This is a genomic window from Roseateles sp. FW301-B2, from assembly GCF_058788955.1.
Genome location: NZ_JBYTBE010000026.1, coordinates 40,994 through 56,354 on the forward strand (window position 1 = coordinate 40,994; position 15,361 = coordinate 56,354).

A 15,361-nucleotide genomic window follows, 5' to 3' on the forward strand; every position below is an offset into this window, starting at 1 on the left:
CCTCAGCCGAGCGCACAGCGCACCGCCGCCATGTCCCAGGCGGCCTGGCCCACGGTCTTGTAGAGCAAGGGCCCATTGGCCCTCACCTCGCCCGCCAGCAGCTCGGCCAGGCCATGCACGCGCGACCAGTCCACACCGGCCTGCAGCAGGTCGCCGGCCTCGTGCCGGGCGCCCTCGGGATCGTCCACGAAGAGCTGGCGCGCCCGCACCTGGGTGGCGGGCAGCTCGGCCATGTCGGGGCGGAAGCTGCCGATGCCGACGATCAGGGTTTCGCTCGCCAGGTCCTCGGGCAGCACCGCGCTCAGCGAGGTGGTGGCGGCGAGCGCGCAATCGCCATAGCCGTCGCCCTCCTGCCAGACGCAGGCCGTCAGGCCCTGTGCGGCCAGCCGCTGCACGAAGCCGGGCGCCGCGCTGCGCCCCTTGATGCGCAGGCGCAGGCCCGGCCAGACCTCCAGCAGCGCCAGCGCATGCGACCAGGCCTGGCCGCCCGTGCCCACCAGGGTCAGGTCTTGCGGGGCGCGGCCGAGCAGGCGTTCGATGCCCAGCAGGCTCACCGCGGCGGTGCGGCGCGCCGTCACCGTGCCGCCATGCAGCAGGGCCAGCGGGCTGCCGTTGCGGGCATCGCTGGCCAGCACCAGGCCCTGGATGGTAGGCAGGCCCAGGGCCTGGTTGGCCGGCGTCACCGAGACCAGCTTGCTGATTGCATATTGCGCATCGGTGCAGGGCATGGCTAGGTAGCTGCCGCCCTCGGGCAGCGGCAGCACGGCGCGCGGGCAGCTATGGATGCGGCCGGCGCGCAGGTCCAGCATGGCCTGGGCCACGGCGGGCATCAGGCGGGCATAGGGCAAGCGGGCCGCGGTGGCCGCGGCGTCAAGCATCTGCATGGGGAATGGGCGTCAGTTGTTGTTGTTCATCATGCTGGGCTTGCCGGGCAGCAGCCCGGCGCCAGCGCGCACGCAATTGCGGCCCGCGGACTTTGCCACAGCCAGCGCATCGTCGGCGTCGTGGATCAGCTGATCCAGCGTCAGGTGCTCGGGATGCAGCGCCGCCACGCCCAGGCTGACGCTGACGCGCAGCTCTGCGCCGTTCCAGGCCAGCTGCAGCGCCTCCACGCGCTCGCGCATGCGCTCGGCCACGTCCAGCGCGCCGAGCGGGTCGGTGTGCGGCAGGAACACGATGAACTCCTCGCCGCCGAAACGCGCCAGCACGTCGGCGTGGCGCAGGGTTTCGACGCTGGCCGCGGCGATCTCGCGCAGCACCTGGTCGCCGCAGCGGTGGCCGAAGCGTTCGTTGACGCGCTTGAAATGGTCCACATCCATCAGCAGCAGCGCGCAAGACATGTCGTAGCGGCGCGCCCGCGACCATTCGCGCTCCACCAGTTCGAGGAAGTAGCGGCGGTTCAGCGTGCCGGTGAGCGGGTCTTCGGTGGCGTGGCGCAACACCCCGCGTTGCGTGCTGTCGATATGCTGGACCAGGCGCAGCAGCAGGTAGCCGCACAGCGCGGCGCAGGCCGCCGCCATGCCGCTGGCCACCAGGGCGGCGGCGAGGTGGCCGGCCGGCCCCGCCAGCAGCAGGCCGGCCAGCCCCAGGCACAGCAGCAGCGCGCCGGCGCACAGCAGCGCCCAGGTGCGCAGCAGGCCCAGGCGCTGGATCCATTGCCCCAGCAGGGGCAGCCAGCGTGGCGTGTCGATCTCGTTGAACAGCATGAAGGGAAAGTGGGTGGACCGCGCAGCCATTGCAGCACAGCTTGCCCGGGCTGGCGACGCGCGTCCCCGGAATGGGGGATGGGCCCCGGGGGCGCGGTGCGCGCGCTTGACTTGGCCAAAATCAAGTCCGGCCGGGCCGACTGCGCCGACACTGGCCCATAGGCACAAGAAGTAGGCAGAAGAACCAAGCAGGAGACATGAAATGGACATGCAGACGCTGACCGAGTTGGAGGCCGCGGTGGACGCGGTGCTGGAACGCATCCCGGGCGAGATCGTGCTGGCGATCCCGCTGGGCCTGGGCAAGCCCAACCCCTGGGTCAACGCGCTCTATCGTCGCATCGCTGCCACACCGGCGCGACGGCTCAAGATCTTCACCGCGCTCTCGCTGGAACGGCCGGTGGGCAAGTCGGAGCTGGAGCAGCATTTCCTGGGGCCCCTGCTGGAGCGCGTGTTCGGCGACTACCCCGACCTCGACTATGTGAAGGCGGCGCGCGCCCAGACCCTGCCGCCGAACATCGAGGTGCACGAGTTCTTCTTCAAGACCGGCGACTACCTCAACAACGACGCGTCACAGCAGGGTTTCGTCTGCACCAACTACAGCTTCGTGGCGCGCGACATGATGGCCCAGGGCGTGAACGTGATCGCCCAGGCGGTGGCGCTGCGCGAGGACGGCGCCGGCGGGCTGCAGCTCTCGATGTCCTGCAACCCCGACGTGACCCAGGAGCTGATCGAGCGCATGGCGGCCGCAGGCCGGCCGCTGCTTAAGGTGGCGGTGGTGAACGAGCGCCTGCCCTTCATGCCCGGCACGGCGCTGTGGCCGCTCGATCGGGTGGACCTGCTGCTGCGCTGCCCCGCGGCCAACCATGAGCTGTTCGGCCCGCCGAATGCCTCCATCAGCTGGGCCGACTACGCCATCGGCCTGCATGCCTCCAGCCTGGTGTTGGACGGCGGCACGCTGCAGATCGGCATCGGTTCGCTGGGCGACGCGGTGGCGCAGGGCCTGATCGTGCGCGACCGCCAGCCCGAGGCCTATCGCAGCATCCTCGGCGCGCTCTGCGCCGACGGCACCGAGGGGCTGGCGGGTCGCGAGCTGGGCGGCTTCGCCCAGGGCCTCTACGGCTGCTCGGAAATGTTCGTCAACGGCTTCATGCGCCTGATCGACGCCGGGCTGATACGCCGCGCGGTCTACGACGACGCCGACCTGCAGGAGCTGGCCAACGCCGGCCGCGTGGGCGCGCGCCCCGACCTGGCGGTGCTGCAGGCGCTGGCCGAGCGCGGCCGCATTGGTGCAGAGCTAACGGCGCCAGATATCGCCTACCTGGAGCGCCTCGGCGCGCTGCAGCCCGGCCGCGTGCCGGCGGGCACGGCGCTGGACGACGGCCGCGTTGCCGCGGCGCTGGGCGAGCGCTGGCTGCATGCCACCATCATGCATGGCGGCTTCTTCCTGGGCCCGCGCGACTTTTATCAGCGCCTGCGCGAGCTGCCCGAGGCGCAGCGCGAGCGCATCTCGATGACGCGCATCGCCTACATCAACCAGCTCTATGGCGATGCGCTGGGCTGCGAGCGCCTCAAGCGCGCCCAGCGCCGCGATGCGCGCCTCTTCAACACCACCATGAAGCTGACCCTCTTGGGCGCGGCCTCGTCGGACGGGCTGGACTCGGGCCAGATGGTGTCGGGCGTGGGCGGCCAGTACAACTTCGTCGCGATGGGCCATGCGCTGCCGGATGCGCGTTCCATCCTGATGCTGCGTGCCACGCATGAGAACCAGCATGGCCTCACCAGCTCGATCGTCTGGAGCTACGGCAACATCACCATCCCGCGCCATCTGCGCGACATCGCCATCACCGAGTACGGCGTGGCCGATCTGCGCGGCCAGACCGATGGCGAGATCGTGAAGCGCCTGCTGGCGATCGCCGACTCGCGCTTCCAGGACCAGCTCATCGCCGAGGCCAAGGCGCATGGCAAGCTGGAGGCCGACTACCAGTTGCCCGAGCGCTACCGCAATAACCGGCCCGAGATGCTGCGCGAGAAGCTGCGACCCTGGCGCAACGAGGGCGTGCTGCCCGACTTCCCCTTCGGCACCGATCTCAGCGAGGACGAGATCACCATCGTGCGCGCGCTCAAGAAGCTCAAGCATGCCAGCCAGCATCCGCTGCAGCTGTTGCCGATGATTCTCAAGAGCCTCACCGGCGAGCGGCCGGTGCCGCCCGCCTACCTGGAGCGGCTGGGGCTGGACCAGGCATCGAGCTTCAAGGACCTGTTCATTCGCAGGCTGTTTGCAGCGAATTTGTGACGAGGGGCGCTGCTGGTGCCGTCCGCGCGGCGGCCCAGGCTGGCGGGCACTCGGCCCCAGATGCGGCGGCCTTCACTGCGTTCAGGCTCCCCTCGCTGCTCGCCAAACCGGGACTCGCGCGCAACTCGCCCTCGCACCCCTGCGGGCCGTTGTCCGCCTGCGGCGGCCAACTGTGCTCGGTGCTCAAACAAGGCGCGCTCGACGCATCGCCAGGAGCGATGCGCAACCCGGTTCGGCTGCGCGGCTCGGCACCGCAAGAGGGGCCTCGTGCCCACCAGCCTGTGCCGCTCCGACCGAGCGCCGGTGGCACGAGTTCTTCGAAGCAGTACCGTCGCAGGACCTACATCACCTGCCGGCCGTGCCTGGATCGATCAATGCGCCCCGCCCGCATCCACCGGCCCCGCCGCACCCAGGCGTGGCGGACGCTTGGTGAGCCAGACGCCGCCGATCAGCAGCAGGAAGATGAAGGCGGAGGCCAGGAAGATGTCGTCGGCGGCGCGAGTGAAGGCCTGCTGATCGATCAGCCGGTTGATATAGGCAAGGGCCTGCTGCGGCGCCATGCCCAAGGCCTGCAGGCGCGAGATCGACTCGCCGGCCACCAGATCGCCCTGCGCCAGGCGCTCGGCCAGATGCTGGTGATGCAGGGCCGCGCGGTTTTCCCATAGCGTGGTGGAGATCGAGGTGCCCATGGCGCCGGCGGTGATGCGCACGAAGTTCGACAGACCGGCCGCCGCCGCGATGCGGTCGGGCGTGATGCCGGCCAGCGTCAGCGTGGTGAGCGGAATGAAGAAGAAGGCCAGCGCCGCGCCCTGCAGCACGGTCGGGATCATGATGGTGGCGAAGTCCGTTTGCGTGGTGAAGTTGGCGCGCATGCTCAGCACCACCGCGAACATCACGAAGGCGAAGGTGGCCATCCAGCGCGGGTCGCGCACGCCCACATGGCGGCCCACCACCGGCGAGAGCAGGATGGCCAGCAGGCCCACCGGCGCCAGCGCCATGCCCGCGTCGGTGGCGGTGTAGGCCATCCATTGCTGCAGCCATAGCGGCAGCAGCACAACATTGCCGAAGAACAGGCCGTAGGCCACCGAGAGCGTGGCGGCGCCGAACAGGAAGTTGCGGCGCGCGAACAGGCGCAGGTCCACCACCGGATGCTCATCGGTGAGCTCCCAGACCAGGAAGAAGGCAAAGCCCACCACCGCCGTCAGCGCCAGTATCTGGATCTCGCCGCTGGCGAACCAGTCCAGCTCCTTGCCCTTGTCCAGCATGATCTGCAGCGCACCCACCCAGATCACCAGCAGGGCCAGGCCCACGCCGTCGATGGGCAGCTTCTTCACCGCGGTCTCGCGCTCGCGGTAGATGCTCCAGGTCAGGCCGGCGGCCAGCAGGCCCACCGGCACATTGATGTAGAAGATCCAGGGCCACGAGACGTTGTCGGTGATCCAGCCGCCTAAGAGCGGCCCCACCACCGGCGCCACCAGGGTCGTCACCCCCCACAGCGCCAGCGCCGTGCCGGCCTTCTCGCGCGGGTAGCTGGCCAGCAGCAGGGTCTGCGAGAGCGGGATCATCGGGCCGGCCACCAGGCCCTGCAGCACGCGGCAGGCCACCAGCATCTCCAGCGAATGGGCGAAGCCGCACAGCCAGGAGGCCACCACGAAGAGCAGCACGCTCATGGTGAAGAGCCGCACCGCGCCGAAGCGCTGCGTCAGCCAGCCGGTCAGCGGCACCGAGATCGCATTGGCCACGCCGAAGCTGGTAATGACCCAGGTGCCCTGCACCGGGCTCACGCCCAGATCGCCCGAGATCGCCGGCAGCGAGACATTGGCGATGGACGAGTCCAGCACATTCATGAAGGTCGCCAGCGAGAGCGCCAGCGTGCCCAGCACCAGGGCCGAGCCATGCAGGGGCGCGGGCGCGGCCGCGGCGGGGGAGCTGCTGCTCATGCTCAGGCCTTGGCGGGCTTGCCGGACTTGGCGGCGGCGTGGCCCAGATTGGCCTTGATGATGCGCGCCACCTCGGCTTCGGCGGCCTGGTCCTGCGCGTCAAACACCTTGGTGGCGGCCAGCGGCGCGCTGCGCGGCACGTCGGCCACCGACTTGCCGGCCTGATCACGCACGTCCACCGCCACATTCATCGACAGGCCCACGCGCAGCGGATGCTCGGCCAGCTCCTTGGCGTCCAGCGCGATGCGCACCGGCACGCGCTGCACCACCTTGATCCAGTTGCCGGTGGCGTTCTGCGCCGGCAGCAGCGCAAAGGCCGCGCCGGTGCCGGCGCCCAGGCCGGCCACCGTGCCGTGGAACTCGACCTTGTCGCCGTACTGGTCGGCCACCAGGGTGACGGGCTGACCGATGCGCAGGCGCGCCAGCTGGCCTTCCTTGAAGTTGGCATCGACCCAGGCCTCCTGCAGGCCAACCACCGCCATCAGCGGTGCGCCGGCGGCCACGCGCTGGCCCAGCTGCACGCTGCGCCGGGCCACCCAGCCGCTCACCGGCGACGGCAGCTCGCTGCGCTTAAAGGCCAGGTAGGTCTCGCGCAGGCGCGCCGCGGCGCGCTGCACATTGGGATGTTCCGCCACGCTGGTGCCTTCGGTGAGGCTCTGGTTGGAAGCGAGCTGCTCGCGCGCGCTCTGCAGCCCGGCCTGGGCGGTAGCCAGGGCGCTGCGCGCCGACGTCACCTGGGCCTGCGCATGCTCCAGCTCTTCCTTGCCGATCGCACCGCTGGCCAGCAGGGGCGCGCGGCGCTGCACATCGGCCTGCAGGCGGGTCAGCTCGCTTTGCGCGCGCGCCACCTCGGACTCGCGGCCCTGCAGCTGCGCCTGCAGAGCGCTGTTGTTGGCGTACAGGGTGCGCACCTCGCGCACCGTCTGCGCCAGCGCCGCCTGGGCCTGCTCCAGCGCCACGCTGGCATCGGCCGGGTCCAGGCTCACCAGGGGCTGGCCGGCCTTGACGAAATCGGTGTCGTCCACATGAATGGCGCGCACGGTGCCGCCCACCAGGGGCGTGATCTGCACCACATTGGCCTGCACATAGGCGTTGTCGGTCTTCTCGTAGCGGCTCGCCACCAGCCACTGGTAGACGCTGTAGCCGGCGAAGCCCAGCAGCACGGCGCTGGCGACCAGGGTCAGGCCGCGCTTGCGCTTGCCGTTGCTAGGGGTGCTGTTGTCGTTGTTGCTCATGGTCGGTTCTCAGTTTGATTCGGTGGTGCCGCCGCCCAGGGCGCGCATCAGATTGACTTGGGCGTCCAAGCCCAGGCCGCTCAGGTCCAGGGCCTGGCGCTGCTGCGCCAGCAGAGCCTGTTGAGCGGCCAGCACCGGCAGGCGATTGCCCAGGCCAGCCTGCTGACGCTGTTCGGCAAGCTTCAGCTGCTGCTCGGCATTCGCCACCAGCGTGGCCTGGGTCTGTGCCTGGGCCTGCAGGGACTTCATGGTGTTGAGCTGGTCGCTGGCGTCGCGCACCGCTTCCAGCAGCGCGGCGTTGTAGGCCGCCACCGCGGCATCCTGCTCGGCGGCCGAGCCCTTCAGCTGCGCCCGCAGGCGGCCGGTGTCGAAGATCGGCAGGCGCAGCGAGGGGCCGAAGCCGGCCTGGAGGCTGCGCGATTCCAGCAGCCGGTCGAAGCCGATGGCGCTGAAGCCGGCAAAGGCCGTCAGCGTCACATTGGGATAGAACTGGCTGCGCGCCACCGTCACGTCCTGGGTGGCGGCTTCCACCCGCCAGCGCGCCGCCTGCAGATCGGGCCGGCGGCCCAGCAGGTCGATGCCGGGCTCCTGCGCCCAGGCCTGGGCCGTCGGCAGTGCCGGGCGCAGCTCGGCGAGTGCCTGGGCCGGCTGCACCGTCAGCGCCGCCAGCTGGTGGCGCAGGGCCTGAGACTGCTCGTCCAGCGCCAGACCTTGGCGCTGCAGCTCGGCCACCGGCGCCTCGGCGCCGCGCAGCTCCAGCTGGGTGTCCAGGCCGGCGGCGGCGCGCTCGCGCACCAGTTGCAGGCTGGCGGCGCGCAGGGCCTGTTGTTCGGCCAGCAGCTGGCGCTGTGCCAGCACGCGGGCCAGCGCCAGGTAGCTGCGCGTCACCTGGGCGGCCAGCGTCAGGCGCGCCGCGGCGGCATCGGCCTGGGCGGCACGGCGCTGGCCCAGCGCGGCCTGCAGGGCGGCCTGGTGGCGGCCGAAGAAGTCCCAGTCATAGCTGATGCCGGCCTGCAGGGTGGCGGTGTTGCGCACGCTGCCGGCGATCGGCGGCGGATAGAGCCCGGTCTCGGTATAGAGCTGACGCTGCATGTCCAGTCCCAGGCCGGTGGCGGGTTTGTCGGCCGCCTCGGCGGCCTCGATGCCGGCGCTGGCGCGCGCGATGCGCGCACGCGCCAGCGCCAGGCTGGGGGCGTCGGCCAGGGCCTTCTCCACCAGGGCATTCAGCCGGGCATCGCCATAGCCCTGCCACCATGCGCTGCTCAGGCTGGCCTGCTCCTGGGGCGCCAGGCCCAGCTGTTCGCCCTGCAGCGCCGCGGCGGGCGTGGGCAGCTTGGGAATCGGGGCGCAGGCGGCCAGCACCAGGCTGGCCAGCAGCGGCGCCAGCCGCAGCGTCTTGTATGGGCTCTTCATGCCTCTTTCTCTTCCTTGGAGGCCGCACGCAGGGCGTCGCCGGTGGCGACCGCGCGTTGCAGCAGTTGGATCAGGGTGCGCCATTCCTCGTGGCTGAAGCCGACCAGATGGGCGTTGAAAACCTCGGACAGGATGGCCGGCACCTTGGCGGTGAGCCTTGCGCCCTCCTCGCTCAGCGAGACGATGACGACGCGCCTGTCCTCGCTGGAGCGCTCGCGTTGGATCAGGCGCTTGGCCTCGAGCCGGTCCAGCAGGCGCGTCAGTGCGCCGGCGTCCATGTCGAGCTCGCGGCCGAGCGCCGCGCTGGAGCTGCGGCCCATGAAGCGCAGGCGCAGCAGCGGGCCCCATTGCGCATGGGTCAGGTCATGCGGGTCCAGCCGCCGGTCGGCCTGGTAGACGATGGACTGCATCAGGTGCTTGACCAGCCAGCCCAGGCTTTCGTCCACCCGGTAGGTGTCGGCGCTGTAGAAGTTGACGGGTTTGCTGCTGGATTTGCTCATGGCTTGATTGATTGCCTAGGCAATTATTGCCCAAGCATATATCCCTGCGCAAGCTGGGGTTGTCGCGGCAGCGAGCGTCATGGGCGGGCCCCTACACTGCGCCGATGAGCTCGACCGCCACTGCCACCACCGCCCCGCCACTCGCCGCCAGCAAGCCGCAGGAACGCCCCAAGGGCAGCCCCAAGGCGCTCTCGGGCCTGCTGCCCTTTCTGCGCCCCTACCGCGCCCGCATCGCGCTGGCGGTGTTGTTCCTGCTGCTGGCCGCGCTCAGCACGCTGGCCCTGCCGCTGGCGCTGAAGGTGCTGATCGACCAGGGCATCGTGGCCGCCGACCCGGGGGCGCGCGTGATGGCGCTGCGCGAGCATTTCCTGGCGCTGTTCGGCGTGGGCGTGGCGCTGGGGGTGTTCTCGGCCTCGCGCTTCTACATGGTGACCTGGCTGGGTGAGCGCGTCACCGCCGACCTGCGCAATGCGGTCTACCGCCATGTGCTGAAGCAGAGCCCCGAGTTCTTCGAGACCACCCAGACCGGCGAGGTGCTGAGCCGCCTCACCACCGACACCACGGTGGTGCAGACGGTGGTGGGCTCCAGCCTCTCGATGGGTCTGCGCAATATCGTGATGGGCGTGGGCGCCCTCATCATGCTGGTGGTCACCAACCCCTATGTGATGACCCAGGTGCTGGGCATCCTGGTGCTGGTGGTGCTGCCGGCGCTGTATTTCGGCCGGCGCGTGCGGCGCCTCTCACGCGCCAGCCAGGACCGCGTGGCCGACACCAGCGCGATCGCCGCCGAGGTGCTGAACGCCGTCACCGTGGTGCAGAGCTACACCCAGGAGGGCGCCGAGGCCGGCCGCTTCAGCGCCGCCAGCGAGGCCGCCTTCGACACCGCGCGCAAGCGCACCAAGGTGCGCTCGGGCATGGTGGCCTTCATCATCAGCGCCACCTTCGGCGCGCTGCTGTGGGGCCTCTACCAGGGCACGCAGGCGGTGCTGGCCGGCCGCATCACGCCGGGGCATCTGGGCCAGACCGTCGTCTACGTGACCCTGCTGGTGGGCAGCGTGGCGGTGCTGGCCGAGGTCTGGGGCGATGTACTGCGCGCCGCCGGCGCCACCGAGCGCCTGATGGAGCTGCTCTCCAGCCGCTCGCCGGTGCTGGACCCGGCCCGCCCCCAGGCCCTGGCCGCCGCCCAGGGTGGCTCCAGCCTGAGCCTGCGCGGCGTGCAGTTCCACTACCCCTCGCGCCCCGACCACGCAGCGCTGGCGGATTTCGATCTGGAGCTGAAGGCCGGCGAGACGGTGGCCCTGGTGGGCCCCAGCGGCGCCGGCAAGAGCACGGTGTTCCAGCTGCTGCTGCGCTTCTATGACGCCCAGGCCGGCGAGATCCGCCTGGATGGCCAGGCCCTGCCGCAGCTGGCGCTCAAGGAACTGCGCCAGCGCATCGGCCTGGTGCCGCAGGACAGCGTGATCTTCTCCAACAACGCGCTGGAGAACATCCGCTACGGTCGGCCCGAGGCCAGCGATGCCGAGGTGATGGCCGCGGCCAAGGCCGCCTTCGCGCACGACTTCATCATGAAGCTGCCCGAGGGCTACCAGACCTTTCTGGGCGAGCGCGGCGTGCGGCTCTCGGGCGGGCAGCGCCAGCGCATCAGCATCGCGCGTGCCATCCTCAAGAACCCGCCCCTGCTGCTGCTGGACGAGGCCACCAGCGCGCTCGACGCCGAGAGCGAGCGCGTGGTGCAGGCGGCGCTGGAGGCCGCCATGCGCGACCGCAGCACGCTGGTGATCGCGCACCGCCTGGCCACCATCCAGCGTGCCGATCGCATCGTCGTGATGGATCAGGGCCGCATCGTCGAGCAGGGCTCGCATGCCGAGCTGGTGGCGCGCGGCGGGCTGTACGCGCGCCTGGCGGCGCTGCAGTTCGAGGCCTAGCAGGCCGGCGCGGCAGCGGGCCGCAAAGAGCGGAAATCCCTCACGCGGCGGCGGGCCGGGCCGCGGGCATGGGCTCGCGCCTTGGCTACAGTAGCGCCATGGCGACCAGCCGCGCTGGTCGGGACCGATGGGTTTTGTTTGCCCCGGTCGAAGGGAGCGATGTATGGCAAAGAGTGCAGGCGCGGACGCGGAACAGGGCGGCCGCCGCGAGCGCCGGACGGGAGCGGACCGGCGCGTCAAGGATCAACCCGCGCTGGTCAAGGGCGAGCGCCGGCGCGGCATTGAACCGCGCCGCCCCGAGATCGTCGAAATCGACATGAGCGCATCCGAATGGGGTGCGCTGGTCCAGGACTTCGAAAAGCCGGAGCAGGTCTGAGAGGGGACCGGCGGAGGTAACTAGAATCCGCCCCCATGACCGAAGCATCCCATTCGCGCCCGGTGCGCAGCCAGTACGAAGACTTCATGCGCCATGTGGCCGAGCATGGCGTGCACAAGGGCGACCGCACCGGCACCGGCACGAGGAGTGTGTTCGGCCACCAGATGCGCTTCGACCTGCGCGAGGGCTTTCCGCTCGTCACCACCAAGAAGGTGCACCTCAAGTCCATCATCCTCGAGCTGCTGTGGTTTCTGCGCGGCGACTCGAATGTGCAGTGGCTGCAGGAACGCGGCTGCAGCATCTGGGATGAATGGGCCCGGCCCGACGGCTCGCTGGGCCCGGTCTACGGCGTGCAGTGGCGCAGCTGGCCCAAGGCCGACGGAAGCCACGTCGACCAGATCGCCGAGGTGGTGAAGCAGCTCAAGCACAACCCCGATTCGCGCCGCATCATCGTGAGCGCCTGGAACGTGGCCGAGCTCGACCAGATGGCGCTGATGCCCTGCCATGCGTTCTTCCAGTTCTATGTGGCGCCACCGGACTCGCCCACGGCTCGGGGGCGTCTGTCCTGCCAGCTCTACCAGCGCAGCGCCGACATCTTTCTGGGCGTGCCCTTCAACATCGCCAGCTACGCCCTGCTGACCCATATGCTGGCCCAGCAATGCGATCTCGAGGTGGGCGACTTCATCTGGACCGGCGGCGATTGCCATATCTACAGCAACCATGCCGAGCAGGTGCAGACCCAGCTGGCGCGCGCGCCCTTCCCCTACCCCACGCTCAACATCAAGCGCAGGCCGGCCAGCATCTTCGACTATGAGTTCGAGGACTTCGAGGTGCTGGACTACAAGCACCACCCGGCCATCAAGGCGCCGGTGGCGGTATGAGCCACGCACGGCCGCCCGAAGGGGCGAATCCCCGCTCGGCGGGGCGGCGCGCAGCGCCTGGGGTGCGAACATGAGCGGCATCACCCTGATCGCTGCCGTGGCGCGCGGCAGCGCCATCGGTCGCGGCAACGAGCTGCTGTGCCGCCTGCCCGAGGACATGGCGCACTTCAAGGCCCTGACCCTGGGCCACACCGTCATCATGGGGCGCAAGACCTGGGATTCGATCCCGGCCAAGTTCCGCCCCCTGGTCGGGCGCCGCAACATCGTGCTGTCACGCCAGGCGGGTCTGATGCTGGAAGGCGCCGAGGTGTGCGCCGGCCTGGAGGCGGCGCTGGCCGCCTGCGCCGGCGAGCCCCAGGTCTTCGTGATCGGCGGGGCCGAGATCTATGCCCTCGCCCTGCCGCGGGCCGACGCCCTTGAACTGACCGAGATCGACGCCAGCTTCGAGGGCGCCGATGTCTTCTTCCCCAGCTGGCGTGCCGAGGACTTCGCCGAGGTCGCGCGCCAACCGCAGCAGTCCGCCCAGGGCTGGCCCTATGCCTTTGTGCGCTACCAGCGCCGCAGCAAGTAATTCAAGGAGATTCACCCATGTCCGGACACGGTTTTCACGTCCACGGCCCGCATGACCATGAGCTGGAGCATGCGGCCCAGCACGAGCCCAAGGGCCTGGCCGGCCAGCTGGCGGTGATCACCGCCATCCTCGCCACCGTCGGTGCGATGTTCTCCTATATGGGGGGCGCGACCCAGGCCAACGCCGGCCTGTACAAGAACGATGCCGCGATCAAGAAGACCGAGGCCTCCAACCAGTGGAACTACTACCAGGCCAAGAGCAGCAAGCAGAACCTGGCCGAGCTGGCGGCGGTGCTGGTGACGGACGACAAGCGCAGCAAGTACCTCGAGGAGATCGAGCGCTACAAGAAGGAAAAGGCCGAGATCAAGGACAAGGCCGAGGCGCTGGAGAAGGAATCCGCCGAGTTCGACCACATGAGCGCCGAGCAGATGCACCAGCACCACCGCTGGGCCCAGGCCACCACGGCGCTGCAGATCTCGATCGCGCTGGCCGCGATCGCCCTGCTCACCAAGAAGCGCTGGATGGAGGCCGCCACCATCGGCGTGGGCGTGCTGGGCGTGCTGGTGGGCGTGGCGGCCTGGTTCCACTTCTAGGAAGCTCAGCGCACCGGCAGACCATGGGCGCGCCAGGCGCCCATGCCCCCACTCAGATTGCGCACCCGCGTGTGGCCGTGGTGCAGCAGGTATTGCATGGCCTGCAGGCTGCGGCCACCGGCGGCGCAGGCCATGATGAGATCGGCATCGCGCGGCAGCTCGGCATGGCGGCGCTCCAGCTCGCTCAGCGGCAGGCGGATGACCTGCGCATGGTCGTAGGCGGCGCGCGCCACCTCATGGGCTTCGCGCACGTCCACCAGCCAGCAGCCACCGGCTTGCAGGGCCTGCAGGGCGGCGAGAGGGTCGAGTTGCAGAAGGGCGTGGTTCATGGCGATGTCTTGCCGGCAGTCGGCTTGCTGGGTGGAAAGAAGGCGGCGCGCTCGTCGATGAGGCGTGCCGATTGTCGGGCGATCTGGCCGCAGACCAGGTCGCAGAGTTCGTAGACGGTGGCGTCGGCAATGCGGTAATAGGCACTGGTGCCGCGGCTTTCGCGCAGCACCAGCCCATGTTGCTGCAGCATGCTGAGATGCCGCGACACATTGGCCGCGGTGGAGCCGCACAGCTCGGCAATCTCGCCCACCTTGCGCTCCTGCTGACGCAGCAGGTTCAGGATCTGCAAGCGCGTCGGCTCCGAGAGCGCCTGGAAATAGCCCGCCACCTGCTCGAGCGCGGCCGCGGGCAAGGTCTTCATGGCGGATTGCGCGGCGTCATCTGCGTCTGAGGGCATGGCTGTCACCTGGTGGGCTTGCTGCAATGTCTATTTGACTATTTGCGTGAATGGTTAAATAATACGTTAACGATATTTGATTGTCCAGCCATCCGGCTGAGCAGGAAAGAAGCCGCGCCATGAAGACCAACGCCTCCCGTCCCTCGCCCCTGCAGCGCCCCAGGCGCTGGCTGTTGCTGGCCAGCCTGGCCAGCCTGAGCATCGGCGCTGCGGCCGCAGACGCAGCGCCTGCGGCGCCGGCGCTGCGCAGCCTGACGGTGGCCGCCGCCAGCGGCCGCCAGGCGCAGAGCCTGGACGGCGTGGTGGAAGCCCTGCGCCAGACCGTGGTGGCCGCCCAGGTGGCGGGCGCGATCGTGCAACTGGACGTGAAGGCGGGCGACCGAGTCAAGGCCGGCCAGGTGCTGATGCGCATCGATGCCCGCGCCGCCGAACAGGCGGCCAATGCCAGCGAGGCCCAGGCCCAGGCGGCGCGCGCCTCGCTGCAACTGGCCAGCCGCGAGTTCGAGCGCCAGCAGCTGCTGCACAAGCAGCACTACATCAGCCAGGCCGCGCTGGACCAGGCCGAGGCCCAATACAAGGCCACCCAGGCCCAGGTGAATGCGCAGCTGGCCCAGCTGGCCGTGGCACGCACGCAGAGCGGTTTCAACACCGTGCGCAGCCCCTACGACGGCGTGGTGGCCGAGCTGCCCGTGACCCTGGGCGACATGGCCATGCCGGGGCGTCCGCTGGTGACGGTGTACGACCCCAGCGCGCTGCGCGTCACTGCGAATGTGCCGCAAAGCATCGCCGCCGGCCTGGCCGCCGGCAGCGCGCCGATGGTGGAAATCCCCGGGCTGGCCGGCGGCATGTTAGCTCCCACGCGCGTGCAGCAACTGCCCATCGTCGACGCCAGTTCGCACACCCTGCAGCTGCGCCTGGATCTTGCGCCCAAGCTGACGGGTGCCGTGCCCGGCATGTTCGCGCGCGTCTGGTTGCCGGGCAGCGTGGTCGCGGCCGCGGCCTCGCCCGCGGTGCCGCGCACGGCGGTGGTGAGGCGCGCCGAGCTGAGCGGCCTTTACGTGCTGGACGGCCAGGGCAAGCCACTGCTGCGCCAGGTCCGGCTGGGCGCCGTGCGAGGTGAGCAGGTCGAGGTGCTGAGCGGCCTGAGCGTGGGCGAGAAGATCGCGCTGGACCCGCAAGCCGCCGCGCGCATCCGCTGAGG

General features: G+C 70.0%; 15 protein-coding genes. 7 read left to right on the plus strand and 8 right to left on the minus strand.

Annotated elements, in window-relative coordinates:
• Positions 1–2: 2 nt before the first annotated feature.
• On the minus strand, positions 3–884 hold the full coding sequence (locus AC3WQY_RS17385) for a delta(1)-pyrroline-2-carboxylate reductase family protein (RefSeq protein WP_492709803.1): 882 nt from the start codon (positions 882–884) through the stop codon (positions 3–5).
• Positions 885–896: 12 nt separating this feature from the next.
• Positions 897–1,736, minus strand: a complete 840-nt coding sequence (locus AC3WQY_RS17390) for a GGDEF domain-containing protein (protein ID WP_492709804.1) — start codon at positions 1,734–1,736, stop codon at positions 897–899.
• Positions 1,737–1,908: 172 nt separating this feature from the next.
• Between AC3WQY_RS17390 and AC3WQY_RS17395 the strand changes: the two genes are divergently transcribed.
• On the plus strand, positions 1,909–3,999 hold the full coding sequence (locus tag AC3WQY_RS17395; protein ID WP_492709805.1) for an acetyl-CoA hydrolase/transferase C-terminal domain-containing protein: 2,091 nt from the start codon (positions 1,909–1,911) through the stop codon (positions 3,997–3,999).
• Between the two features lie 371 nt (positions 4,000–4,370).
• On the opposite strand, the gene AC3WQY_RS17400 is transcribed toward AC3WQY_RS17395, so the two are convergent.
• Genes AC3WQY_RS17400 through AC3WQY_RS17415 form a run of 4 tightly spaced genes read right to left on the minus strand, consistent with a single transcriptional unit; the run spans position 4,371 to position 9,087 of the window.
• Entirely contained in the window at positions 4,371–5,939 is a 1,569-nt protein-coding gene (locus tag AC3WQY_RS17400) for a DHA2 family efflux MFS transporter permease subunit (RefSeq protein ID WP_492709806.1), read from the minus strand.
• 2 nt (positions 5,940–5,941) lie between these two features.
• On the minus strand, positions 5,942–7,174 hold the full coding sequence (locus tag AC3WQY_RS17405; RefSeq protein ID WP_492709807.1) for an HlyD family secretion protein: 1,233 nt from the start codon (positions 7,172–7,174) through the stop codon (positions 5,942–5,944).
• A 9-nt stretch (positions 7,175–7,183) separates the two neighbouring features.
• Positions 7,184–8,587, minus strand: a complete 1,404-nt coding sequence (locus AC3WQY_RS17410) for an efflux transporter outer membrane subunit (RefSeq protein ID WP_492709808.1) — start codon at positions 8,585–8,587, stop codon at positions 7,184–7,186.
• On the minus strand, positions 8,584–9,087 hold the full coding sequence (locus AC3WQY_RS17415) for a MarR family winged helix-turn-helix transcriptional regulator (RefSeq protein ID WP_492709809.1): 504 nt from the start codon (positions 9,085–9,087) through the stop codon (positions 8,584–8,586). The genes AC3WQY_RS17410 and AC3WQY_RS17415 overlap by 4 nt, the downstream gene beginning before the upstream one ends.
• A gap of 104 nt (positions 9,088–9,191) precedes the next feature.
• Between AC3WQY_RS17415 and AC3WQY_RS17420 the strand changes: the two genes are divergently transcribed.
• The 5 genes from AC3WQY_RS17420 to AC3WQY_RS17440 all read left to right on the plus strand — a co-directional run bounded on the left by AC3WQY_RS17420 (position 9,192) and on the right by AC3WQY_RS17440 (position 13,433).
• Positions 9,192–11,012 (plus strand): ABC transporter transmembrane domain-containing protein, encoded by a 1,821-nt coding sequence (locus AC3WQY_RS17420; RefSeq protein WP_492709810.1) that lies wholly within the window; start codon positions 9,192–9,194, stop codon positions 11,010–11,012.
• Positions 11,013–11,175: 163 nt separating this feature from the next.
• The gene (locus AC3WQY_RS17425; protein WP_285232151.1) at positions 11,176–11,388 is read left to right on the plus strand and encodes a hypothetical protein; all 213 of its coding nucleotides are present in this window, start codon (positions 11,176–11,178) and stop codon (positions 11,386–11,388) included.
• 35 nt (positions 11,389–11,423) lie between these two features.
• Complete coding sequence (locus tag AC3WQY_RS17430) at positions 11,424–12,269, plus strand: thymidylate synthase (protein ID WP_492709811.1); 846 nt, start codon at positions 11,424–11,426, stop codon at positions 12,267–12,269.
• Between the two features lie 70 nt (positions 12,270–12,339).
• A complete protein-coding gene (locus AC3WQY_RS17435) occupies positions 12,340–12,840 on the plus strand; it encodes a dihydrofolate reductase (RefSeq protein WP_492709812.1) in 501 nt (166 codons plus the stop codon).
• A gap of 17 nt (positions 12,841–12,857) precedes the next feature.
• Positions 12,858–13,433, plus strand: a complete 576-nt coding sequence (locus AC3WQY_RS17440) for a DUF4337 domain-containing protein (protein ID WP_492709813.1) — start codon at positions 12,858–12,860, stop codon at positions 13,431–13,433.
• Between the two features lie 5 nt (positions 13,434–13,438).
• Here the strand turns inward: AC3WQY_RS17440 and AC3WQY_RS17445 are convergent, their stop codons facing one another.
• Complete coding sequence (locus AC3WQY_RS17445; protein ID WP_492709814.1) at positions 13,439–13,762, minus strand: rhodanese-like domain-containing protein; 324 nt, start codon at positions 13,760–13,762, stop codon at positions 13,439–13,441.
• Positions 13,759–14,124: an ArsR/SmtB family transcription factor gene (locus tag AC3WQY_RS17450; protein WP_285235642.1), complete on the minus strand. Its 366-nt coding sequence runs from the start codon at positions 14,122–14,124 to the stop codon at positions 13,759–13,761. Before AC3WQY_RS17450 ends, AC3WQY_RS17445 begins: the two co-directional genes overlap by 4 nt.
• Before the next feature lie 155 nt (positions 14,125–14,279).
• Here AC3WQY_RS17450 and AC3WQY_RS17455 point away from each other — a divergent pair, with 155 nt between their 5' ends.
• A complete protein-coding gene (locus AC3WQY_RS17455; RefSeq protein ID WP_492709815.1) occupies positions 14,280–15,359 on the plus strand; it encodes an efflux RND transporter periplasmic adaptor subunit in 1,080 nt (359 codons plus the stop codon).
• Positions 15,360–15,361 lie beyond the last annotated feature (2 nt).

Bases quoted from the DNA above. Each gene is read 5' to 3' on its own strand.
- AC3WQY_RS17385 (WP_492709803.1), bottom strand. From the start codon at position 884: ATGCAGATGCTTGACGCCGCGGCCACCGCGGCCCGCTTGCCCTATGCC.
- AC3WQY_RS17390 (WP_492709804.1), bottom strand. From the start codon at position 1,736: ATGGCTGCGCGGTCCACCCACTTTCCCTTCATGCTGTTCAACGAGATC.
- AC3WQY_RS17395 (WP_492709805.1), top strand. From the start codon at position 1,909: ATGGACATGCAGACGCTGACCGAGTTGGAGGCCGCGGTGGACGCGGTG.
- AC3WQY_RS17400 (WP_492709806.1), bottom strand. From the start codon at position 5,939: ATGAGCAGCAGCTCCCCCGCCGCGGCCGCGCCCGCGCCCCTGCATGGC.
- AC3WQY_RS17405 (WP_492709807.1), bottom strand. From the start codon at position 7,174: ATGAGCAACAACGACAACAGCACCCCTAGCAACGGCAAGCGCAAGCGC.
- AC3WQY_RS17410 (WP_492709808.1), bottom strand. From the start codon at position 8,587: ATGAAGAGCCCATACAAGACGCTGCGGCTGGCGCCGCTGCTGGCCAGC.
- AC3WQY_RS17415 (WP_492709809.1), bottom strand. From the start codon at position 9,087: ATGAGCAAATCCAGCAGCAAACCCGTCAACTTCTACAGCGCCGACACC.
- AC3WQY_RS17420 (WP_492709810.1), top strand. From the start codon at position 9,192: ATGAGCTCGACCGCCACTGCCACCACCGCCCCGCCACTCGCCGCCAGC.
- AC3WQY_RS17425 (WP_285232151.1), top strand. From the start codon at position 11,176: ATGGCAAAGAGTGCAGGCGCGGACGCGGAACAGGGCGGCCGCCGCGAG.
- AC3WQY_RS17430 (WP_492709811.1), top strand. From the start codon at position 11,424: ATGACCGAAGCATCCCATTCGCGCCCGGTGCGCAGCCAGTACGAAGAC.
- AC3WQY_RS17435 (WP_492709812.1), top strand. From the start codon at position 12,340: ATGAGCGGCATCACCCTGATCGCTGCCGTGGCGCGCGGCAGCGCCATC.
- AC3WQY_RS17440 (WP_492709813.1), top strand. From the start codon at position 12,858: ATGTCCGGACACGGTTTTCACGTCCACGGCCCGCATGACCATGAGCTG.
- AC3WQY_RS17445 (WP_492709814.1), bottom strand. From the start codon at position 13,762: ATGAACCACGCCCTTCTGCAACTCGACCCTCTCGCCGCCCTGCAGGCC.
- AC3WQY_RS17450 (WP_285235642.1), bottom strand. From the start codon at position 14,124: ATGAAGACCTTGCCCGCGGCCGCGCTCGAGCAGGTGGCGGGCTATTTC.
- AC3WQY_RS17455 (WP_492709815.1), top strand. From the start codon at position 14,280: ATGAAGACCAACGCCTCCCGTCCCTCGCCCCTGCAGCGCCCCAGGCGC.